The organism is Pseudomonas sp. UC 17F4, from assembly GCF_900101695.1.
GTDB lineage: Bacteria > Pseudomonadota > Gammaproteobacteria > Pseudomonadales > Pseudomonadaceae > Aquipseudomonas.
On sequence record NZ_FNKV01000001.1, the window covers coordinates 4,110,767 to 4,131,019 of the forward strand.

Annotated in this window: 27 protein-coding genes; 15 read left to right on the forward strand and 12 right to left on the reverse strand. The window is 64.3% G+C overall.

Annotated elements, in window-relative coordinates:
- Positions 1-9: 9 nt before the first annotated feature.
- Positions 10-945 carry a LysR family transcriptional regulator gene (locus tag BLR26_RS18535; protein ID WP_093383815.1) on the reverse strand — a complete coding sequence of 312 codons (936 nt, stop codon included), beginning with the start codon at positions 943-945 and terminating at the stop codon, positions 10-12.
- 114 nt (positions 946-1,059) lie between these two features.
- Here BLR26_RS18535 and BLR26_RS18540 point away from each other — a divergent pair, with 114 nt between their 5' ends.
- Together BLR26_RS18540 and BLR26_RS18545 are read left to right on the forward strand one after the other, a co-directional pair.
- Positions 1,060-2,256, forward strand: coding sequence for an MFS transporter (locus BLR26_RS18540; RefSeq protein WP_093383818.1), 1,197 nt, complete (start codon positions 1,060-1,062; stop codon positions 2,254-2,256).
- Between the two features lie 9 nt (positions 2,257-2,265).
- The gene (locus BLR26_RS18545; protein WP_093383821.1) at positions 2,266-2,655 is read left to right on the forward strand and encodes a nuclear transport factor 2 family protein; all 390 of its coding nucleotides are present in this window, start codon (positions 2,266-2,268) and stop codon (positions 2,653-2,655) included.
- Here BLR26_RS18545 and BLR26_RS18550 read toward each other — a convergent pair whose 3' ends face one another.
- Positions 2,656-3,516, reverse strand: coding sequence for a non-homologous end joining protein Ku (locus tag BLR26_RS18550; protein ID WP_093387573.1), 861 nt, complete (start codon positions 3,514-3,516; stop codon positions 2,656-2,658). It lies immediately after the preceding gene.
- 178 nt (positions 3,517-3,694) lie between these two features.
- Here BLR26_RS18550 and BLR26_RS18555 point away from each other — a divergent pair, with 178 nt between their 5' ends.
- From BLR26_RS18555 to BLR26_RS18565, 3 genes are all read left to right on the forward strand, one after another.
- A complete protein-coding gene (locus tag BLR26_RS18555) occupies positions 3,695-4,204 on the forward strand; it encodes a DUF4142 domain-containing protein (RefSeq protein ID WP_093383824.1) in 510 nt (169 codons plus the stop codon).
- A gap of 14 nt (positions 4,205-4,218) precedes the next feature.
- Positions 4,219-4,506: a hypothetical protein gene (locus BLR26_RS18560; RefSeq protein ID WP_045196801.1), complete on the forward strand. Its 288-nt coding sequence runs from the start codon at positions 4,219-4,221 to the stop codon at positions 4,504-4,506.
- Positions 4,507-4,638: 132 nt separating this feature from the next.
- Positions 4,639-5,253 (forward strand): Yip1 family protein, encoded by a 615-nt coding sequence (locus BLR26_RS18565; RefSeq protein ID WP_093383827.1) that lies wholly within the window; start codon positions 4,639-4,641, stop codon positions 5,251-5,253.
- Between the two features lie 20 nt (positions 5,254-5,273).
- On the opposite strand, the gene BLR26_RS18570 is transcribed toward BLR26_RS18565, so the two are convergent.
- On the reverse strand, positions 5,274-5,546 hold the full coding sequence (locus BLR26_RS18570; RefSeq protein WP_093383830.1) for a DUF1652 domain-containing protein: 273 nt from the start codon (positions 5,544-5,546) through the stop codon (positions 5,274-5,276).
- Between the two features lie 292 nt (positions 5,547-5,838).
- Between BLR26_RS18570 and BLR26_RS18575 the strand changes: the two genes are divergently transcribed.
- The 3 genes from BLR26_RS18575 (at position 5,839) to BLR26_RS18585 (ending at position 6,956) form a co-directional block, all read left to right on the forward strand.
- Positions 5,839-6,018, forward strand: a complete 180-nt coding sequence (locus BLR26_RS18575; RefSeq protein ID WP_082075430.1) for a con-10 family general stress protein — start codon at positions 5,839-5,841, stop codon at positions 6,016-6,018.
- Positions 6,019-6,067: 49 nt separating this feature from the next.
- Positions 6,068-6,628: an ATP-dependent Clp protease proteolytic subunit gene (locus tag BLR26_RS18580; protein WP_045196795.1), complete on the forward strand. Its 561-nt coding sequence runs from the start codon at positions 6,068-6,070 to the stop codon at positions 6,626-6,628.
- Positions 6,629-6,728: 100 nt separating this feature from the next.
- Positions 6,729-6,956, forward strand: coding sequence for a DUF6555 family protein (locus tag BLR26_RS18585; protein WP_093383833.1), 228 nt, complete (start codon positions 6,729-6,731; stop codon positions 6,954-6,956).
- A gap of 1 nt (position 6,957) precedes the next feature.
- Here BLR26_RS18585 and BLR26_RS18590 read toward each other — a convergent pair whose 3' ends face one another.
- The 4 genes from BLR26_RS18590 to BLR26_RS18605 form a co-directional block, all read right to left on the reverse strand.
- Complete coding sequence (locus BLR26_RS18590; RefSeq protein WP_093383836.1) at positions 6,958-7,875, reverse strand: DNA-3-methyladenine glycosylase family protein; 918 nt, start codon at positions 7,873-7,875, stop codon at positions 6,958-6,960.
- A gap of 107 nt (positions 7,876-7,982) precedes the next feature.
- On the reverse strand, positions 7,983-8,609 hold the full coding sequence (ycaC, locus tag BLR26_RS18595; RefSeq protein ID WP_093383839.1) for an isochorismate family cysteine hydrolase YcaC: 627 nt from the start codon (positions 8,607-8,609) through the stop codon (positions 7,983-7,985).
- Positions 8,610-8,660: 51 nt separating this feature from the next.
- The gene (locus tag BLR26_RS18600; RefSeq protein ID WP_093383842.1) at positions 8,661-9,347 is read right to left on the reverse strand and encodes a hydrolase; all 687 of its coding nucleotides are present in this window, start codon (positions 9,345-9,347) and stop codon (positions 8,661-8,663) included.
- A 28-nt stretch (positions 9,348-9,375) separates the two neighbouring features.
- Positions 9,376-10,266 carry a pirin family protein gene (locus BLR26_RS18605; protein ID WP_045196785.1) on the reverse strand — a complete coding sequence of 297 codons (891 nt, stop codon included), beginning with the start codon at positions 10,264-10,266 and terminating at the stop codon, positions 9,376-9,378.
- Between the two features lie 96 nt (positions 10,267-10,362).
- Here BLR26_RS18605 and BLR26_RS18610 point away from each other — a divergent pair, with 96 nt between their 5' ends.
- Positions 10,363-11,271 (forward strand): LysR family transcriptional regulator, encoded by a 909-nt coding sequence (locus tag BLR26_RS18610; RefSeq protein WP_045196855.1) that lies wholly within the window; start codon positions 10,363-10,365, stop codon positions 11,269-11,271.
- A gap of 13 nt (positions 11,272-11,284) precedes the next feature.
- Here BLR26_RS18610 and BLR26_RS18615 read toward each other — a convergent pair whose 3' ends face one another.
- The 4 genes from BLR26_RS18615 to BLR26_RS18630 all read right to left on the reverse strand — a co-directional run bounded on the left by BLR26_RS18615 (position 11,285) and on the right by BLR26_RS18630 (position 14,273).
- On the reverse strand, positions 11,285-12,160 hold the full coding sequence (locus BLR26_RS18615; RefSeq protein ID WP_093383845.1) for an alpha/beta fold hydrolase: 876 nt from the start codon (positions 12,158-12,160) through the stop codon (positions 11,285-11,287).
- 17 nt (positions 12,161-12,177) lie between these two features.
- Positions 12,178-12,807, reverse strand: a complete 630-nt coding sequence (locus tag BLR26_RS18620; protein WP_176794269.1) for a LysE family translocator — start codon at positions 12,805-12,807, stop codon at positions 12,178-12,180.
- Between the two features lie 79 nt (positions 12,808-12,886).
- Positions 12,887-13,495 carry a 2-hydroxychromene-2-carboxylate isomerase gene (locus tag BLR26_RS18625; protein WP_093383853.1) on the reverse strand — a complete coding sequence of 203 codons (609 nt, stop codon included), beginning with the start codon at positions 13,493-13,495 and terminating at the stop codon, positions 12,887-12,889.
- Positions 13,496-13,541: 46 nt separating this feature from the next.
- Complete coding sequence (locus BLR26_RS18630) at positions 13,542-14,273, reverse strand: SDR family oxidoreductase (RefSeq protein ID WP_045196777.1); 732 nt, start codon at positions 14,271-14,273, stop codon at positions 13,542-13,544.
- A gap of 91 nt (positions 14,274-14,364) precedes the next feature.
- On the opposite strand from BLR26_RS18630, the gene BLR26_RS18635 reads away from it, so the two are divergent.
- Both BLR26_RS18635 and BLR26_RS18640 read left to right on the forward strand, forming a co-directional pair.
- Positions 14,365-14,919: a TetR/AcrR family transcriptional regulator gene (locus BLR26_RS18635; RefSeq protein WP_093383857.1), complete on the forward strand. Its 555-nt coding sequence runs from the start codon at positions 14,365-14,367 to the stop codon at positions 14,917-14,919.
- The gene (locus tag BLR26_RS18640; RefSeq protein WP_093383860.1) at positions 14,906-15,502 is read left to right on the forward strand and encodes an eCIS core domain-containing protein; all 597 of its coding nucleotides are present in this window, start codon (positions 14,906-14,908) and stop codon (positions 15,500-15,502) included. The genes BLR26_RS18635 and BLR26_RS18640 overlap by 14 nt, the downstream gene beginning before the upstream one ends.
- Here the strand turns inward: BLR26_RS18640 and BLR26_RS18645 are convergent, their stop codons facing one another.
- Entirely contained in the window at positions 15,503-16,099 is a 597-nt protein-coding gene (locus BLR26_RS18645) for a TetR/AcrR family transcriptional regulator (RefSeq protein ID WP_045196771.1), read from the reverse strand.
- A 110-nt stretch (positions 16,100-16,209) separates the two neighbouring features.
- On the opposite strand from BLR26_RS18645, the gene BLR26_RS18650 reads away from it, so the two are divergent.
- The 4 genes from BLR26_RS18650 (at position 16,210) to BLR26_RS18665 (ending at position 20,213) form a co-directional block, all read left to right on the forward strand.
- Complete coding sequence (locus BLR26_RS18650) at positions 16,210-17,265, forward strand: sugar phosphate isomerase/epimerase family protein (RefSeq protein WP_093383865.1); 1,056 nt, start codon at positions 16,210-16,212, stop codon at positions 17,263-17,265.
- 29 nt (positions 17,266-17,294) lie between these two features.
- The gene (locus BLR26_RS18655) at positions 17,295-18,161 is read left to right on the forward strand and encodes an alpha/beta fold hydrolase (RefSeq protein WP_045196767.1); all 867 of its coding nucleotides are present in this window, start codon (positions 17,295-17,297) and stop codon (positions 18,159-18,161) included.
- Between the two features lie 91 nt (positions 18,162-18,252).
- Entirely contained in the window at positions 18,253-19,299 is a 1,047-nt protein-coding gene (locus BLR26_RS18660; RefSeq protein WP_093383870.1) for a class I SAM-dependent methyltransferase, read from the forward strand.
- A 242-nt stretch (positions 19,300-19,541) separates the two neighbouring features.
- Positions 19,542-20,213 (forward strand): GntR family transcriptional regulator, encoded by a 672-nt coding sequence (locus BLR26_RS18665; protein WP_045196763.1) that lies wholly within the window; start codon positions 19,542-19,544, stop codon positions 20,211-20,213.
- The last annotated feature ends 40 nt before the right edge of the window (positions 20,214-20,253 follow it).

A 20,253-nucleotide genomic window follows, 5' to 3' on the forward strand; every position in this document is an offset into this window, starting at 1 on the left:
GCCTGCACCTCAAGCCGGTGGCGTGAGAACCGCCTCGATGTGGCGCGCTTGGGCAAGGTGAGCCTTGATGAAGTCGATCCAGGCGCGGACCTTGCGCGGTACGTGGCGGCTGGACGGATACAGGGCATACACGCTTTGCGGCGCAAAACCATAGCCGGGCAGCCCATCGAGCAACTGCCCGCTGGCCAGCTCATCGGCCACCAGCCAGTCCGGCAGCAGCGCCACGCCTGCGCCCTGCACGGCAAAGGCACGCAGGATCGAGGCGTTGTCGGCGATCAGCAATGGCGTGCCCTGAGGGACATACTCCGAACTGCGCGCCTTGCTGTCGACCAGCGCCCAGCGGTTGTTCTGCTCGAAACGGCTGTGCACCAGTTGCGGCAGCTGAGCCAGGCGCGCGGGTGAGTTGATCAACTGCTCGCCGTGGGCAGCCAGCAGGCCGGGCGCCAGCACCAGGCGCACCTGGTAGCTCGCCAGGCATACGCCACGGTAATCGGAGTCGTGTGCCTGGCCCAGGCGGATGGCGACATCGAAGCGCTCGCGCACCAGGTCGACCTGAGCGGTGTGGGTTTCCAGACGCACGCTCAGCTGCGGGTGCAAACGGCAGAACGCTTGCAGTGCCGGGGCGAGCACCTTCAGCCCGTACTCGACCGTGGTGGTAATCCGCAGGCTGCCCTGCAAGCTGGCGTGCTCGGCGCGCGCTTCGTCGATGGCGATGCGGGCATCTTCGACCAACAGCAGGCAACGCTGGTAAAAGCGCTCGCCGGCATCGGTCAGGGCGATGCGGCGGGTGGTGCGGGTCAGCAGGGTGACGCCCAATTCAGCTTCCAGTTGCTTGATGCTGAAGCTGACCGCAGCGCGGGTTTGCTGCAAGCGCTCGGCGGCGCCGGTGAAGGAGCCTGCCTGCACCACGGCGCAAAACAGTTCGAAACGGTCGAGGCTGACCATGCGTGTGGGTTCGCCATTGTCAAAATAATTCGACCAATCTGCCGGGTTTACGCACCTTATTCAAGCGCCAACAAGCCACTAGACTGCGCCTTTCTCCAGCCCTTCGAAGCACTCATGCCCTATCGCACGAAAGTCACCCTGGTCTATCTGCTGGGTTTCACCCTCGACCTGCTCAACATGTTTGCCCTCAACGCCGCCTACCCGGCTCTGGGCCAGGAACTGCACGCCTCGGTGGCGCAACTGAGCTGGAGCAGCAACCTGTACATGCTCGGCCTGACCCTGGTGATCCCGCTGGGCACCTGGCTGGCCACGCGGCTGGGTGAACGGCAAACGCTAATGCTGTCGCTGGCGCTGTTCGGCCTGGGCTCGGCGCTGGCAGGCAGCGCCGGTTCGATCGACAGCCTGCTGGTCTGGCGCCTGCTGCAAGGCCTGGGTGGCGGCCTGCTGATTCCGGTGGGCCAGGCCATGGCTTATCGCCTGTATGCGCCCGAGCAGCGCCACCACCTGACCTCACTGGTGATGATGGTCGCCTTGCTGGTCCCGGCGTTGTCGCCGGCACTGGGCGGGGTGGTAGTCGATCAGGGCTCGTGGCGCTGGATCTTCTTCGCCATGCTGCCGCTGAGCCTGATCACCATTGCCCTGGTGCTGGCCTGGCTGCCGGCAAACCCGCCGTTGCCTGCGCCGCAGCCAATGCTGGAGTTGCGCCTGCTCGGCCAACCGCTGCTGCGCACGGCGATGCTTATCTACCTGTGCGTACCAGGCGTGTTCATCGGCGCCAACCTGGTGGCCGCCCTGTACCTGCAGCAGCGCCTTGGGCTCAGCGCCACGGCCACCGGCGCCCTGATGCTGCCCTGGTCAGCGGGCGCCCTGGCGGCGATCGCCTGGGTGCGCTGGCGCTTCAACCTGAGCGGCCCCAAGCGCCTGCTGATTGCCGGGATGCTGATCCAGTGCGCCGCCCTGCTGTGGCTGGCCCTGCCCTCGGTTGCCGGGCACCAGGCCTGGCTGGCGCTGATCTTCGCCCTGCTCGGCATGGGCAGCAGCCTGTGCAGCAGCAGCGCGCAAAGCCTGGCGTTCCTGGCCATCGCGCCTGCGCAAATGGGCCAGGCCAGCGCCTTGTGGAACCTCAACCGCCAGCTGAGCTTCTGCCTCGGCGTCGCCGTGCTCGGCGCCGTGCTTAACCGGTTGCTGCCCGGTGACCAGGCGTTCCGGCACACCTTCATCCTCGCCGCGCTGCTGACCCTGATTCCGCTACCGCTGGTGCTGAAACTGCCCGGGGCTCGCGGCCTGGGGCTTACTACCACTACTACTTGAGATGTGCCCATGACCCATCCCGCTTTCACGGAAGTTCTCGACGCCCACGTAGCCATCGAACAATGGCTGTCCGGCGCAGCCCACGCCACAGAGCTGGACGCATTGATGGCGCGCTTCAGCGCGCAGTTCTCGATGATCAACCTGCCCGGCCAAATCGTCGATTATCAGGGCTTGCAGCAACTGTTCGCCCACGCCCACGGCCAGCGCGCCGGGCTGCAAATCAGCATCGATGAGCTGCAAGTGATTGGCGAAGGGCCAAGCCTTTGCGTGGTCAGTTATCGCGAATGGCAGGTCGATGACGCCGGCAATCGCTCGGTGCGCCGCTCGACCGCAGTGTTCGAGCGCCACGATGGCGCCCTGCGCTGGCGCCATCTGCATGAAACCACCGTGGCCGGCTGATCAGGCCTTCTTGCGCGGCTTGCTGCCGGCAGGCTTTTTCGCCGCTGGCGCGGCTTTCTTCGCCGCCGGTTTGCGCCCGCCCAGGCTGCGTTTGAGCAGCTCGGTAAGGTCGATGATATCGGCGCTTTTCTGCTCGCCTTCGCCTTCCAGCGGCTCGACCGTGGCGATCTTGCCCTGGCTGGCCTTCTCTTCAACCAGGCTCATGATGGTGTCCTTGAAGTCGTTGCGGTAGTCCTCCGGCGTCCAGTGCCCGCTCATGTCCTCGACCAGGCGCCTGGCCATTTGCAGCTCACGCTTGTCGATGCTCGAGTCGCGCACGCTGGCGTCCAGTTCCAGGCTGTCGAGGCCGCGCACTTCCTCGGGCCAGCGCAGGGTAATCATCACCATCGCGTCCTCCAGCGGGCGCAGCAGCGCCAGGTGCTGCTGGGTGTGCAGCACCACCTTGGCCAGGGCCACCTTGCCGGTGCTCTGCAAGGTTTCGCGCAGCAAGGCATAAACCTTGCCACCACGCCGGTCGGGGCTCAGGTAATACGGGGTGTCGAACTGCTGCAGGGGGATTTCGTCGCTGTCGACGAACGAGAAGATATCGATGGTCTGGGTCGCCTCGGGGCGGGCCTTGCGGATCTCCTCCTCGCTGATCACCACGTACTGGCCTTTCTGGTATTGCACGCCCTTGACGATGTGCTCGCGGGCGATCTCCTTGCCGGTGACTTTGTTCACCCGCTTGTAGCCCACCGGTTCCATGCTGCGCTCATCGAGCCAGTCGAAATCGACCCGGTCGCTGCTGATCGCAGTACTCAACGACACCGGGATATGCACCAGGCCGAAGCTGATGGCACCTTTCCAGATAGCTCTGGCCATGACGTTCTCCCAGGGGTATTTGAAGGGCCCTTTGTCAGTCTGACTGTGCCGGTCGGTGAAGGTTTGCTGCAAGTGCGCAGATCCGCTGCTGCACAGCATTGAAGCTGAACTCTGGCGCCGGCAGCCTTTCGTAAAACTAACAGCCGTCCGTTTGTTCACACCCACGGAGATACCGCTCATGAGCCCGTTCCTGCGCCCCACCCGCCTCGCCCTGGGGCTTTGCGCCCTGCTCAGCATCGGCGCCCAGGCCGCCAGCAACAATGCCTTTGTCGACGAAGCCATCAGTGCCGGCATGGCGGAAATTCAGACCAGCCAGCTGGCCCTGGAAAAAACCCGCTCGCCCGAGGTAAAGGCGTTTGCCCAGCAGATGATCAAGGATCACACTAAAGCCAATCAGCACCTCCTTGAGCTGGCCAGACAACATGGCTTCAGCGTCCCGGACGACGCTGCCCTGACCAGCAAGGCGCGCAAGATGATGCTGCAGGTGCAGGACGGCGCGTCGTTCGATGCGGCCTATGCCACCCATCAGGTCGACGCCCATGAACAGGCGGTGCGCCTGTTCGACGAAGAGAGCCGGTCGACCTCCGCCCCGGACGACCTGCGCACCTTTGCCAAGACTACGTTGCCGACCCTCAAGCATCACCTGCAAATGGCCAAGCAACTGCAAAACGCGCACCGCAAGAACTGAAGGAGGGCCCTGGAATGAGAAAGGTCAGCCCGGCCAGCCCGACCAGCCTGCAGATCGACTTTGTCCAGGACACGCTGTTCGGCCCGGTGGCCCACAGCGCCGAATGTGAAGTGCAGCTGGCGCCATTGAACATCAATGGCCTGCCGGGCCTGCGCCTGCAGGTACGCGCGCCGGTACCGGCCAAGCTTGAGCGTTCGCACAGCGTGGCGTTTGTCTGGGAGGGCCGTACTTATCGCGGGATCGTCCAGTATCACCGGCGCTGTGATGACGGTGGCTTGCAGTTGCAGCTGGAGCTGCAGTAACCCGGCTCCCACAACAGCGGTGTATACACCGGATCTTGGGCTGGGTGGTTCAAATAAATGAAACCCCGTCGCCGGCCAGACCTCCATAGAACAGGGAGCGGTGTTTTAAACCCTGTTTACCCGGAGGTCACCATGAGTACCCATCTGGTTCAACTCTTCACCCACCCCGCTGACGCCTGGATGGAAATCCGCCAGGAAGAAGAACTGCACCCGCGCCACTACCTGCCGCACCTGCTGCTGATGGCGCTGATTCCCGCCCTGTGCCTGTTCATTGGTACCACCAGTATTGGCTGGAGCCTGGCCGGCACCGAGCGGGTGCGCCTGAGTGTGGCCAGCGCCGCCGAGCTTGGGGTGCTGTTGTATGCCGCCTGCGTGGTCGGGGTGATGATCATGGGCGGGTTCATTCGCTGGATGTCGCGCACCTTCGATGCCCGCCCCAGCCTCAACCAGTGCATCGGTTTTGCCGCCTACACCGCCACGCCGTACTTTGTCGCCGGTGTCGCCGGGCTCTACCCCGGGCGCTGGCTGGCGTTGATCGTGCTGGGTGCGGCGTCGGCCTATGCGACGTTCCTGCTGTACGTTGGCCTGCCGACCTTCCTGCGCCTGCGCAAGGAAGACGGCCTGCTGTACTCGACCAGTGTCTGGGCGGTGGGGCTGCTGGTGCTGGTGACCATCCTGGTATCGATGATCCTGTTCTGGTTCAACGTCCTCAGCCCCGAATACCTGCGCCCGGCCAGCCTCGGCTGACTGGACGCAGTCGGCGTGGTTCAGGCAAGCGCCTGGGGCTTGAACGGAATCTGGCTACGCCCCAGGCGCTGCTCTTCGCGCACCTGGGCCACCAGCGCGGCAAGTTCGTGGCAGGTGGTCAGGCTATGCACCTTGATGCCGGTGACGGTCAGACAGTCGCCCAGGCTATCGCCCTGCCCCAGCTGGATGGTCAGGTGCTCGCCATCGGTGCACGACACCACACTGTGTTCAGGCAGCAATGCCTGTTCAATCATATGGCACAACTCAAGCGTGGAAACTCCAATCAGTGACATGCTGCAATCCTCGTGTCGGAGGGCCCGACTATTCAGTTAGTACTGCGTCGGCCCTCGATGCCAATTGAAATTGCTGATGCCGCGCCGTTCCCCCATGCAGGGCAGCAATGGTCTTTCGGAAGAGCCACCCGTGGCTCGCCAAGTTCAAAGCATTCGCGGCTATCGGGGATGAACGGCGGCCCCGGACCGTTCGTCCCGCAGCGGCGAAATATTTCAAACTTTGCCTGCGCCGACCGCCTCCCAACCTGTGTAAGGCAAACGCCTTGCGAACATTCACAAGAGGAAGAGAATCATGGCTAGCAAAGACACTTCGAATCCCGGGAATTTCGCGAACGACCGGCAAAAAGCGTCTGAAGCCGGGAAAAAGGGTGGCCAGGCTTCCGGTGGCAATCAAAAGCCAAGTGACCAGAGCCGCAAGCCCGACATGGGTAAAGACCAGACCCGCAAACCAAGTGGTGGCGGCCGTAGCTAAAGGACGAAAGGCCGGCGCACGCCACGTGCGTCGGTCCCGAGGCACTGCCATGAGCCAACAGGTGATCCACTTTCATTGCCAGATCGATCAGGACACCACCGAGCGTTTTCGCGACCGCTGCCTGCAGGCCGTCGACGATGGCGCCACCTCCTTGCTGCTGTTTTTGTCGACCACCGGTGGCAGCACCAACTTCGGTTTCTCGCTGTACAGCTTTCTCAAGTCCTTGCCGGTGCCGTTGTGCGCAGTCAACGCCGGCAACATCGAATCGATGGGCATCATCATGTACCTGGCCGCTGGCGAGCGTGTCGCCGCGCCGCATTCGCGTTTTCTCATCCACCCCATGACCTGGCACTTCAGCCAGAGCGCGGTGGACCATTCGCGCCTGCGCGAATACCTGTCGAGCCTGAACAACGACCTGGAGCGCTACGTGCGCATTTTCGAGCTGGAGACTGCCCAGGCCGAGCGCAAACTGGACATCTTCCATTGCCTGTCGACCGAAGAAAAGGTCATCCCCGCCTACGATTCGCTGGCCTGCGGCATCGCCCATCGCCTGGAGCAGGTGGTGTTCGAAAAGGATGCCCGGCACCTGACCATCAGCGGCGCTCACTGACAGGCTGAAATCCGATGGAATTTTTCTACCGGCGCAGCACTCACTAGAGACATTGAAGGGATTTTCTTGGTCACTGCTCTGTAAGGATCATTCCAGACCCATGAACAACGCAAAACTGTTCGTCATCGACTACCAGCTTCACGGCGATCACAAGTCCTTCATCATCCGCGCCGAGACGATGGACAACGCTGAAGCCTGGCACTGGGCAAGTTGCGACGCCGGTATCGGTCGCATAGGCCGGTACGGTCGCGAAAAAGTCAAAAAAGTCAGCAAGCCACTGGCCGAACGCTACGGCATTACCGATGTGACCTGGCGCCAGTCCAGCTGAGTCAGCTCAACGACGCCCACAGGTGCTGGGCGGCATAGGCGCGCCACGGGCTCCAGGCCGGTGCGCGCTGGGCCAGTTGCGCCTCGGGGCCTTCAAGCAGGCGCAGGGCCTTGACCAGCGCCACGTCGCCCAGCGGCAAGGCATCGGCCGCGCCCATCTGGCGCAAGGCCAGGTAGTGGGCGCTCCACGGGCCGATGCCGCGCAGCCGGCACAGGCGCTGGACCCATGCCTCCAGGTCGCGCTCAGGGCGCAGCAGTTGCGGGTCTAGCAGCAGCGCCCGGGCCAGGGTCGAGAGTGTCGCGGCCCGCGAGCGCGGCATGCCCAGGCCACTGAGGTCGACGTCAGCAACAGCCTCTGCGCGGGGGAACACATGGGTCAGGCCGGGTACACGCTGAAGCTGCGCGGCCAGCGGCTCGCCGTACCCCGCCACCAGGCGCCCGGCCAGGGTAATCGCCCCGGCGACGCTGATCTGCTGGCCCAGCACTGTACGCATGGCCTGCTCGAACCCATCCCAGCCCCGAGGCACGCGCAGGCCCGGGCGCAGTTCGATCAATTGCGCCATCAACGGGTCGCGGCGCAGCAGTGCTTCGATCTTCAGCGGCTCGGCACCCAGGTCAAATACTCGCCGGACTCTGGCCAGCAACCCCGGCAACGCGCCGGCAGAGCTAGCGATCACAGTGACTTTCAGCCGGTGCCCACGCGCCTTCGCGACCTGGACGATGCCCTGGCCACGAGCGAGATCAAAACTGCGGGTATAGACCCCCGCTACGACCGTCTCTACCCCGCTAATCGCCCGCGCAGCAAGAAACCCCAGCAGCGACGGCCAGTGCAAGGGTGGCTGGTAAGCCAGCCAGAAGCTGATAGCGCTGGCGGGCCGAATGCTGCGGCGATGGCCTGCCAGGCTGGAGGTAGAATTCATGCGCCGATCATCACCTGGGCAACGGCAACGACGCCAGGGATTTCGACGACTGTCAGACGACGTCGGCCGGGCCACGCCAGCGCCCGGCCGTCGATCATTGAACGGCGTTACTTGCCGTTGGTGAGGGTGTTGTAGCTGGTCATCAGGTTGCGGTAGTCGGGGATGTGGTTGGCGAACAAGGTGCCCAGGCCTTCGATATCGTTGCGCCAGTCGCGGTGCAGCTCGCAGGCCAGGCCGAACCAGGTCATCAGCTGGGCGCCGGCTTGCGACATGCGGTTCCAGGCCGAGTCGCGGGTCAGTTCGTTGAAGGTACCGGAGGCATCGGTGACCACAAACACCTCAAAACCTTCTTCCAGGGCCGACAGCGCCGGGAAAGCCACGCACACCTCGGTCACCACACCGGCAATGATCAGCTGCTTCTTGCCGGTGGCCTTGACCGCCTTGACGAAGTCTTCGTTGTCCCAGGCGTTGATCTGCCCCGGACGGGCAATGTACGGCGCCTCGGGGAACTGCGCCTTGAGCTCGGGCACCAGCGGGCCGTTGGGACCGGTTTCGAAGCTGGTGGTGAGGATGGTCGGCAGCTTGAAATACTTGGCCAGGTCGCCGACGGCCAGCACGTTGTTCTTGAAACGGTCCGGGTCGATGTCTCGCACCAGCGACAGCAGGCCGGTCTGGTGGTCGACCAGCAGGACGGCAGCGTTGTTCTTGTCCAGGCGGACGTAGGGCTTGGTCATGGTCTTACTCCTTGCGTTGAGACGCCGATGCCAGGCACCGGACATGAGGGATCAGCGTTGCGAATCGAGTAGTTCATTGTCGCGGGCTACCTGTTGCGCCTTGAGGTAGCTTTCAATCAGCAGCTGGTAATGCGGGAACACCGAGCTGTAGGCCTCGGCCCATTGCTGGGCGTCTTCGCGGTTCCAGCTGCGCTGGACCTCCGAGCACACCGCAGCGGTGTCCATCGGCACCACACCGGCCTGCATTACCCGCGCCAAGGTGATTTCCTCAGCCATCTTCGAGTAGGTACCGCTGGCGTCGATCACGGCAAACACCTGGTAGCCTGCAGCAACTGCGCTGATGCTCGGGAAGGCCATGCACACACTGGTGATGGTGCCGGCGATGATCAGTTGCTGCTTGCCGGTAGCCTTGACTGCCTCGACGAACTCGGGATTGTCCCAGGCGTTGATTTCACCTTTACGGGCGATATAGCGGGCATGCGGCGCGGCTTGGTGAATTTCCGGAATCAGCGGGCCATTGGGGCCTTGTGGCACCGAAGCGGTAGTGATCACCGGGATCTTCGCCAGGCTGGCAATCTTGGCCAGGGTGATGGCGTTGGCCCGCAGCTCGGTCATGGGCATGTCCTTGACCGTCTGGAACAGGCCGCTCTGGTGGTCGATCAGCAGCATCGCGACATTTTCAGGGTCTATGCGCGGCACCTGGCCGTTGAAGTTGGCAACGTTGGCAAAGGTACTCATGGCGTATTCTCCTTCAGGGGTTATGAGACTAGTTGTGGTGGCGCGGACCGGCCTGCCCGCTCATCTGGCCGAAGCGCCCGGCGCGAAAATCGTCAAAGGCCTCGGCGATTTCGGCATCGCTGTTCATCACGAACGGGCCGTAGCCAACGATCGGCTCATCCAGCGGCTCGCCACTGAGCAGCAACACCGACACATCGCTTTGCGCTTCAAGCAGCAGCTCGTCACCGGCGCGGTCAAACAGCACCAGTTGCGCGGCGCCAACCTGGCGCTCGCCGTTGACCAGCAACTGGCCGCGCAACACCACCAGCGCGGTGCTGCGCCCGGCGGCACTGGGCAAGCGCACGGGCGCGCCGGCCTTGAGCTGCAGGTCCCAGACATCCATGGCCGAGAAAGTCTGCGCCGGGCCCTGGTGGCCGCGAAACGCACCGGCAATCACTCGCAAGGTGCCGGCGCCGTTGCCCAGTGGCACCAGCGGGATGTCGCTGCTGAGCAGGGTCTGGTAACCGGCCGGCGCCGATTTGTCCCTGGCTGGCAGGTTGACCCACAGCTGGACCATTTCCAGGGTGCCGCCCTTGGCAGCGAACGCCGGCGAGTGGAACTCTTCATGGAGAATGCCGCCGGCGGCGGTCATCCACTGCACATCGCCCGGGCCGATCAGGCCGCCGGCGCCAGTGGAGTCGCGGTGCTCCAGTTCGCCCTGGTAGACGATGGTCACGGTTTCGAAACCGCGATGGGGATGCTGGCCGACGCCGCGACGCGCCGTGGTCGGGGTGAAGTCGTGGGGGCCGGCATAGTCCAGCAGCAGGAACGGGCTGATGTGCTGGGCCAGGTTGTCGTAGGTAAACAGGCTACGGACCGGGAAGCCATCACCTACCCAGTGGGGGTTCGGGCTGCTGTAGACGCCTTGGATCTTTTTCATCAGATGCCTCCTCTCGTGCATGGCTATAACCATACGAGCGCAACGACATCGGCGGTAGATCGGTTAAACTGCCTTCAGCGTTCCATATGGAGAACACTGGTGGAAGACCTCAACGACCTTTATTACTTTGCCCAGGTTGTCGATCACGGCGGCTTTGCCCCGGCCGGCCGCGCCCTAGACATGCCCAAGTCCAAGCTCAGCCGGCGTATTGCCGGGCTGGAAGAACGCCTGGGGGTGCGCCTGATCCAGCGTTCGACCCGGCATTTTTCGGTGACTGAAATCGGCCAGGCTTACTACCGCCACTGTGTGGCCATGCTGGTGGAGGCCGAAGGCGCCGCCGAGCTGATCGAGCGCAACCGCGCCGAGCCCCAGGGCATCGTGCGCCTGAGTTGCCCGACGGCGTTGCTGGATTTCTGGGTGGGGGCCATGCTCACCCGCTTCATGGTCCAGTGCCCGCTGGTGCAGTTGCATATCGAAAGCACCAATCGCCAGGTCGACCTGATCCAGGAAGGCATCGACATTGCCTTGCGCGTGCGCGTACCGCCTTTGGAAAGCAGCGACCTGGTGATGAAGGTACTGGCGCGCAGCACCCAGTACCTGGTGGCGGCGCCCGCCTTGCTCGAACGCCTGCCCCCGCGCCCGGTGCCCGCCGACCTGAGCGCCCTGCCGAGCCTGCACTGGGGCTACCCGCAACGCGATTACCACTGGCACCTGCTCGGTCCCGACGGCGTCCGCGCCAGCCTGCGACACAGCCCGCGGCTGGTCACCGACGACCTGGTGGTACTGCGCCAGGCGGCGGTGGCGGGTGTCGGCGTGGTGCACTTGCCGCTGGTGGTGATCCGCGAAGAACTCGACGCCGGCCGCCTGCTGCAAGCCACGCCGAACTGGGCACCGGAGTGCGGCGTGGTGCACGCGGTGTTCGCCTCGCGGCGCGGCTTGCTGCCGTCGGTGCGCAGCCTGCTGGACTTTCTGGCGGCGGAGTTCGAGGCCAGTGATATTGCCTGAACCTGCGGCTTGATTACTGTTCCAGCAAAAACGCCGCGACCCGCTCGCTGCACGCCGCCGGATCTTCCTGCATGAAGCAGTGCCCACCCGCCACCTGGCTGGCGCTGACCTGAGGATTGCCCAAGGCCCAGCGCTGCACCGACTGCGGCACGAAGGGATAGGTGGTTTGGCCATACAGCACCAGGCTCGGGGTACTGACCTGAGCCAGCGACGCCCACATGCGCCGGGGGAAGGAGCTGAAGATTTCCACTTCACGGCTAGGGCGGCACTTGAGCACCACGCCTTCGCCGCAATCGCCAATGGCGTGTTCGATATAGGACTGCAACGCCGGCTCGCTCCAGCCCTTGAAGATCCCCCGCCCTTCCAGCGATGCCCGCGCCGCCGTGCGGTCAGGCCAGTGGCTGCGACGGGTGGCAGCCTTGCGCGCCAGAGCATGGCGACGGTGCAGGCCGACCAGCGCCGCCGCGCCCATGATGCCCATCATCGCCCGGGTGAACAGCACCGGGTCAAGCAGCACCGCACGCTGGAACAGCTGCGGCTGTTGCGCCAGCATCAGGCCGGTGAGCACCCCGCCAAAACTGTGGCCGACGGCAAAGCGTGGTACATCGCCGTACTCGCCACGGCCGGCCTCGAAGGCTTCGATGGCAAGCTCGGCAGTGCGGTTCCAGCCGGCGAACGGGCCGCCATGGTCGCTGTCGCCATGGCCCTGGACGTCGCACAGCCACAGGTCGAACTGCTCGGCCAGGCGCGCCAGCAACGGCTGGTAGGCCAGGCAACAAAAGCCGTTGCCGTGCAAGAAATGCAGCAGCGGCTTGCCCCTGGCTGGGGAGCGCCAGCCGCGCAGGGTGAAGCCAGCACTTGTGTCATGGAACCAGGGAATCAACTGCATGTGCCAGCGCACTCACGTCAGGAAAAACCCGATTCTACAAACAGCAGGGGGTACAGGGATATCACCAGCAGCGCCGCCATCAGCAGATTGAACAGCATCAGCCAGCGCGGGTTCTGCAACACCGTGCGCAAGGCGCTGCCGAACATCACCCAGACGCAGACACTGGGCAGGTTGACCAGGGCGAACACCGCGGCAATGACGATGACGTTGGTGACGTAGCCCTGGGCCGGGGTGTAGGTGGTGATCGCGCCCACGGCCATCACCCAGGCTTTCGGGTTGACCCACTGAAAGGCTGCCGCGCCCCAGAAGCCCAGGGGCTTGCGGCTCGACGAGTCGCTGACCGACAGCGGCCCGGAGGTGGCAATCTTGTAGGCCAGGTACAACAGGTAGGCGGCGCCCACGTAGCGCAGCACGGTATAGATCGGCGGGTAGGCTTTGAACACCTCGCCCAGGCCAAAACCCACCGCCAATACCATGACCATGAAGCCGACACTGATGCCCAGCGCGTGAGGAATCGAACGGCGCACGCCGAAGTTCACCCCGGAGGCCAGCAACATGGTGTTGTTGGGCCCCGGGGTGATCGAGGAGACAAAGGCGAACAGCACGAAGGCAGTGATCAGGTCCAGTGAGCCGAGCATGGCAGGCATCCAGTATTTTTATTGGGCTGCCCTGACACTAACGGAGTCCTGATCCGCCTCGACCATACAGTTAGTGAAAATAATGCCGCTACACTTGACTGTCCTGCTCGGCCAGCGCTTCGACGACGAACTCCAGGCGGTCCTGGCCGAAGAACATCTGCTCGCCGACAAAGCAGCTTGGCGCACCGAACACGCCACGGCGCACCGCTTCCTCGGTAGCGTCCTTGAGTGCGGCCTTGACCTCGGGCTCGGCGCTCCAGGCCTGGTATTGCTCGGGGTCGAAACCGGCCTCCTGCAGCACTGCCGCCAGCACCTGCGGGTCGGCAAGATTGCGCTGGCGCACCCACAGGGCCGTGAACATCGCGTTCAGGTAGGCCTCGAAACGCTCTGGCTGGCAGCGCTGCACGGCCACCGTGCCGCGCATCAGGCCCAGGGTGTTGATCGGGAAGCCCGGCGGCAAGGCCAGGGTCACGCCGTAGCGTTTGGCGTAGCGCTGAAAATCAACGAACACATGCCGGGCCTTGGCCGGCACCATCGCCGGCGAGGCGTTGCCGGTGGCCTGGAATACCCCGCCCAGCAACATCGGCCGGTACACCAGTTGCGCATCGTGCTCGGCGCAGAGTTTCGGCAACTGGGTCCAGGCCAGGTAGCTGGCCGGGCTGCCCAGGTCAAAGAAGAATTCTACGGTTTTGCTCATCTGCAGCAGGTCCTTTTTTGTTGTTGCGCAGGCTATTGTCAAAGGCTTACCAGCGCTCCATCCACGGCCGCAGGTCAAGCTCGAAGGTCCAGGCGTCGCGCGGCTGGCTGTGCAGAAACCAGTAGCTGTCGGCGATATGTTGCGGGTCGAGAATGCCGTCCTGGTCCTTGAGCGCATAGCGCTCGGGGAAGCTGTCGCGGATGAACGCGGTATCGATGGCACCGTCCACCACCACATGGGCGACATGAATATTGCGCGGCCCAAGTTCGCGGGCCATGCTCTGGGCCAGGGCGCGAATGCCGTGCTTGGCGCCGGCAAACGCGGCAAACCCGGCAGCGCCGCGCAAGCCTGCAGTGGCACCGGTAAACAGGATAGTCCCACGCTCGCGGGTAACCATGCGCCGTGCCACCGCCTGGCCGCTGAGAAAGCCTGCGAAACAGGCCATTTCCCAGATCTTGAAGTACTTGCGCGCGGTCTCTTCGAGAATGCTGCAGGGCACGTTGGCGCCGATGTTGAAGACAAAGGCTTCGATCGGACCGACGCTGCTTTCGATCTCTTCGACCAGCGCCGCCACCTCTTCTTCCTTGCGCGCATCCGAGGCAAAACCGTAGGCCTCGCCACCGGCGGCGCGGATCTCGTCCACCAGCGGCTGCAGCTTGTCGGCGCTGCGCCGGGTCACGCAGGCGACATAACCCTCGCGGGCAAAACGCCGGGCAATCGCGCCGCCGGTTGCATCACCGGCCCCTACCACCAGTACCACTTTCTTGCCTTGGGTCATGTCTCGCCTCCATTGGTAAACGATCATTTAGTAAACGAACGCTATGCTATGATTCAGGCTTCGTCAAGCCAGCCCTGTGGAGCCTACCGGCGTGCGCTATTCCACCACTCACAAAGAACAGACCCGGCAGAAACTGCTGCAAAGCAGCGGCGCCCTGGCCAAGCGCGGCGGCTTTGCAGCCACTGGCGTGGCCGGGCTGATGAAGGCCATCGGCCTGACCGGCGGCGCCTTCTACAACCACTTCCCGTCCAAGGACGAGCTGTTCACCGAGGTGGTGCGCCGCGAGCTGTCGCACAGCCCCATCGCCCAGCAGGCGATGAACCGCGCGCGGCTCGAGCGCTGCCTGGAGCAGTACCTGAGCATGGCCCACCTGCACAATGTCGAAGGCGGCTGCGCGATCCCGACCTTGGGCGCGGAAATCGCCCGCGCCGAGCAGCCGGTGCGCGCGGAAGCCGAACACTGGCTGTGCCAGCTCCAGCAAGCATGGGCGCAAACCCTCGAAGACCCGGCGCTGGCCTGGGCGCTGATCAGCCAGTGCGTGGGCGCGCTGGTGCTTGCACGCATGCTCGCCAGCGAGCCGATTCAGGAAGAGGTGCTCAAGGCCTCCCGCGATTTCATTGCCGGGGCCCTGCATGAAGCGCCTTGAGTCGTTGCTGCTCAGCCTTGCCCTGAGCGCCCCGCTCACCGCCCTCGCCGCCTGCCCGGCCGGCCAGTACGAAATCTGCCTGGGCAGTTGCATCTGTTCGCCCATCGACCCCGGCCAGGCCGGCACCGTGCTCGACGACCTCGGCCGGGTGGCCAGCAGCTCCCTGGCCCTGGCCTTGCAGCAGGCGCGCAACACCGCTGCGGCCGGCACGCTGCTGCCGATCCCCCTGCACATCCGCGCCCAGCTCGAATCCTATTATGACTTCCAGGTGCTCGACGCGGCGCGCTACAAGGTCGGCGACCAACAAGCCCTGGACAGCGCCAACGCCCTGCTGCAGAACCCCGACGTCAACGCCGTGACCCTGATCGACATCATCGTTTTTCGCAACCAGGCCGACGCCGAAAACAACGTCGCCCTCTGGGCCCACGAACTGCACCACGTGCAGCAATACCAGCAATGGGGCGTGGAAGCATTCGCCCGGCGCTACTCGCGCGACTTCGACGCCGTCGAAGCGCCGGCCTACGAGATCCAGGCAAAGGTCAGCAAGGCCCTGCGCGAGCGGGCCTCGGGCCAGGCGCGCTGATCAGGCCAGGGCGGCGTGCAAAGCGCACAACGCCGGTTTGATCATCGCCTGCAGGCGCGCCGTGGCAATGCCGTCGCGGGCCTGGATGGCAATACCGTGCAGCAAGGTGGCAAACAGGTCGCCCAGCGCCTGCGGGTCGGCCTCGGCCTTGAGCTCGCCACGGCCATGGGCCTGCTGCAGCAGGTCGATGATCGACTGGGTACGCTGGCGGCGCAGCTCGCTCATCCAGTCCAGTACGCCGCTGATATCCGGGCCGCCGCTGGCGGTCGATGACACCGCCAGGCAACCGCGCGGGCCGTCCGCTGCGGTGTAGGTGGCAATGGCCTCGAGGAGGATCTGCTCCACGGCCTGGCCCACCGCCAGCTCACGGTTGATGACCCGCTCGGCAAAGCCGCCCTGCTCGGCCAGGTACAGCGCCACCACCTCGCGAAACAGCTGCTCCTTGCTGCCGAAGGCGGCGTAGATGCGTGCCGAGGCAATGCCCAGGGCACTGACCAGCAAGGCCATTGACGTGCCTTCGTAACCGTATTGCCAGAAGGTCGCCAGGGCCTTGTGCAGGGCCTGGTCGCGATCGAATTCCCGGGGACGTCCGGCCATGGGTTGTGTGTCCATCAAATCAGATGGGGCGGATTCTACCCTGCAAGACAGTTGACGCAAGCGCGTTGTCGCCCTATTGTTTGTCGATCGACAAACAATAGGAAGTCATCATGCGTACCCTCAAAGGTCCTAGCCTGCACCTGGCCCAGTTCAGTGCCGAACAAGCCCCTTTCAACAGCCTGCCCGAGATCGCCCGCTGGGCTGCCGGCCATGGTTTCAAGGCCTTGCAGGTGCCGGCCTGGGACCGGCGCCTGTTCGACCTGGAACTGGCCGCACAAAGCCAGACTTATTGTGATGAGCTGCGCGGCATGCTTGCCGAACACGGCCTTGAGGTCAGCGAGCTGAGCACCCATCTGCTCGGCCAGTTGGTAGCGGTTCACCCGGCCTACGACGCCCTGTGCGACAACTTCGCCCCACCGCAGCTGCACGGCAAACCCCAGGCACGCACAGCCTGGGCGCTGGAACAACTGCAGCTGGCAATCAAGGCCTCGCAACGCCTGGGCCTGACCGACATGGGGACTTTCTCAGGCTCGCTGGCCTGGCCTTACCTGTTCCCGTTTCCGCAGCGCCCGGCGGGCCTGATCGAGGCGGCTTTCGAAGAGCTGGCGCGGCGCTGGCGGCCCATCCTCGATGCCTGCGAAGACCACGGCATCAACCTCTGCTATGAGATTCACCCCAGCGAAGACCTGCACGACGGCAGCAGCTTCGAGCGCTTCCTCGACCTGGTGGATAACCACCCGCGCTGCAACCTGCTGTTCGACCCCAGCCACTTCGTCCTGCAGCAACTGAACTACCTCGACTACCTGGACATTTACCACACGCGCATCCGCATGTTTCACGTCAAGGATGCCGAGTTCAACCCAACCGGTCGCCAGGGCATCTACGGCGGTTACTGCGACTGGACCGAGCGCGCCGGGCGCTTCCGATCCCTGGGCGACGGCCAGGTCGATTTCAAGGCGATCTTCTCCAAGCTTGCGCAATACGACTTCCCCGGCTGGGCCACCCTGGAATGGGAATGCTGCCTCAAGGACCAGGAAGACGGCGCCCGCGAAGGCGCGGCGTTCATCCGTGAGCACATCATCCAGGTCACCACTCGCACCTTCGACGACTTCGCCGGCGCGCCGGTCGACCCGCAACAGATCCGGACCCTGCTGGGCCTGGCTTGAATCCCCCTCTTTCACCTGGAGTGCAACCGATGTCCATCACCCCCGAAGCCGACTTTGAACACCGCTACCTGATCCTCGAACCCGGCCGCCGCCTGCATTGCGTGCAACTGGGCAGCGGCCAGCCGGTGCTGCTGATCCCCGGCTGGCCGCAGACCTGGTACGCCTGGCGGCATGTCATGCGCGCCCTGGCTCGCCAGGGTTACCAGGCGATTGCCGTCGACCTGCCGGGCACCGGGCTGTCCGACCCGGCCAGCGAAGGCCATGACACCGGCACCATCGCCGCCCTGCTGCACCGCGCCATGGGCCAGCTCGGCCATCAGCGCTACCGGCTGGCCGGGCATGATGTGGGCATGTGGGTCGGCTACGCGCTGGCCAGCGATTACCCCGAGGCGGTCAGCCAGCTGGTGCTCAGCGAAGCGGTGATCCCGGGCCTGGCCGAAGCGCCGCCGATCTTTGTCAGCGCCGAGCAGAACATCTTTATCTGGCACTTTCTCTTCAACCAGTTGCAGGATCTGCCCGAAGCCCTGATCACCGGCCGCGAGGACCGCTACCTGACCTTTATGTACGAGCGTTGGGCGCACCATGTCGACCGCGTGGCCGTCGACACTTACATCAGGGCCTACAGCAAGCCCGGCGGCTTGAGCGGCGGCCTGGCCTACTACCGTTCGATCAGCCAGACCATCGCCCAGAACCGCCAGCGCGCCGGCAAACGCCTGGGCATGCCAGTGCTGGCCATCGGCGCCGAGCATGCTACCGGCGAGGTGCCGTTGCAGACCCTGCAGGCCCATGCCGACAACCTGCGCGGCAGCGTCATCGCCGACTGTGGGCACTTTGTCATGGAAGAGGCGGACGAAGCGTTCAGCGCCCAACTGCTGGCGTTCTTCGAAGCGAACTAGACTTAAAGGTTGCCCCCGCAACACATTGGCCCGAGGTTGCCGGCCCGCCGGCAGCCCCGTTGACGTTGGACTTCTTGCAGGAGAACACGCAATGGACGAAGCCAGACTCAATGACTTCATGGGCAAGCTGGTCACCGACATGGGTGCCGCGGCCATGCTTGCCAACCTGATCCTCGGCGATGAACTCGGTTTGTACCGGGCCATGGCCGACAGCCAATTCATCTCCCCCGAACAACTGGCCGACAAGACCGGCTGCAATCCCCGCCTGCTGCGCGAATGGCTGAGCGCCCAGGCCGCGTCCGGCTATATGGAGCACAGCGACGGACGCTTTCGCCTGCCCGAAGAACAGGCCATGGCCCTGGCCATCGAAGACTCGCCGGTGTATGTCGCCGGCGGCGCCTCGGTGATCGCCGCGCTGTTCCACGACAAGGACAAACTGGTCGCCGCCATGCGCGGCGATGGCGCCCTGGCCTGGGGTGATCACCATCCGTGCATGTTCAGCGGCACCGAACGTTTCTTCCGCCCCGGCTACCGCGCCCACCTGGTGGCCGAATGGCTGCCGAGCCTGAGCGGGGTGGTCGACAAGCTGCAGGCCGGGGCCAAGGTCGCCGATATCGGCTGCGGTCACGGCGCCTCGACGGTGATCATGGCCCAGGCCTTCCCGGCCTCGCGCTTCAGCGGCTTTGACTACCACGGCCCGTCGATCGCTATCGCCAGCCAACGTGCCGCCGAAGGCGGTGTGGCCGAGCGCACGCAGTTCTTCCAGGCCAGCGCCAAGAACTTCCCCGGCACCGATTACGATCTGATCTGCTATTTCGACTGCCTGCACGACATGGGCGACCCGGTCGGCGCCGCCCGGCATGCCTATGAGTCGCTCAAAGCCGATGGCACGGTGCTGCTGGTCGAGCCCTATGCCAACGACACCCTGGATGAAAACAGCACCCCGGTCGGGCGCTTGTTCTATGCCGCTTCGACCTTTATCTGCACGCCGAACTCGTTGTCGCAGGAAGTTGGCCTGGGGCTCGGCGCCCAGGCGGGCGAGGCGCGGCTGCGCGCGGTGTTCGAGGAAGCCGGGTTCAAGCACTTTCGCCGGGCGACCGAGACGCCGTTCAATTTGATCCTTGAAGCGCGCAAGTAAGCGCTGATACCTGGTCAGGCCAGCCTCCACCCAACCTGGGGGGCTGGCCTCATCGCCGCCAAGGTCTCGCTGGATTACCTGCGTTTGAAACACAACGACAGCAGCTACCTGCGCGACATCGCCGCGCCCATTGCCCTCAATGAACCCCACTTAGGCCGCTGAGCATGCCAGCGGGCAGGTCTGGCGCCATGCATGGAGAGTTTCGTATACCATATCCATAAATAACTTCGGACGACGCCACCGTGACCGTACCCCGCCTCAACGCCCCGGACCTGGGCAACACGCCCTCGACTTCGGAAATCATCACCCGTCACCTGCGCGATGCGATCATTGCCGGGCACTTCGCCGAAGACGAACCAATCCGCCAGGACGATATCGCCCGCCAGTTCAACGTCAGCAAGATCCCGGTGCGTGAAGCGCTCAAGCGCCTGGAAGCCGAAGGCCTGGTGATGTTCCAGCGCAATCGCGGGGCGATGGTTACGCGCATGTCCGAACCAGAGCTGGCGCAGATGTTCGAAGTGCGCATGCTGCTCGAAGACAAGGCCCTGCGCCTGGCCATCCCGAACATGACCGAGGAAACCTTCGCCCGCGCCGAACGCATCTGCCAGGAGTTCGTCGGCGAGAACGACGTCGGCCGCTGGGCCGAACTCAACTGGGAACTGCACGCCTGCCTGTATGAACCGGCGCAGCGGCCGTTCCTGGTCAACATGATCCGCTCGGTGAACGACAAGCTGGAGCGCTACCTGCGCATGCAGATGAGCCTCTCGGCAGGCAAGGAGCGCGCCGACCACGAACACCGCGACATCCTCGACGCCTGCCGGGCCAAGGATGTCGAGCTGGCAGTGAGGCTGCTCGACGAACACATCGCCGGCGTCTGCAAGACCCTGTTCGAGCACCTGCCGCCGAGCAAGTGACAGAAACCTGTGGGTTGCGCCACTGTGCCGATTTCGTCAT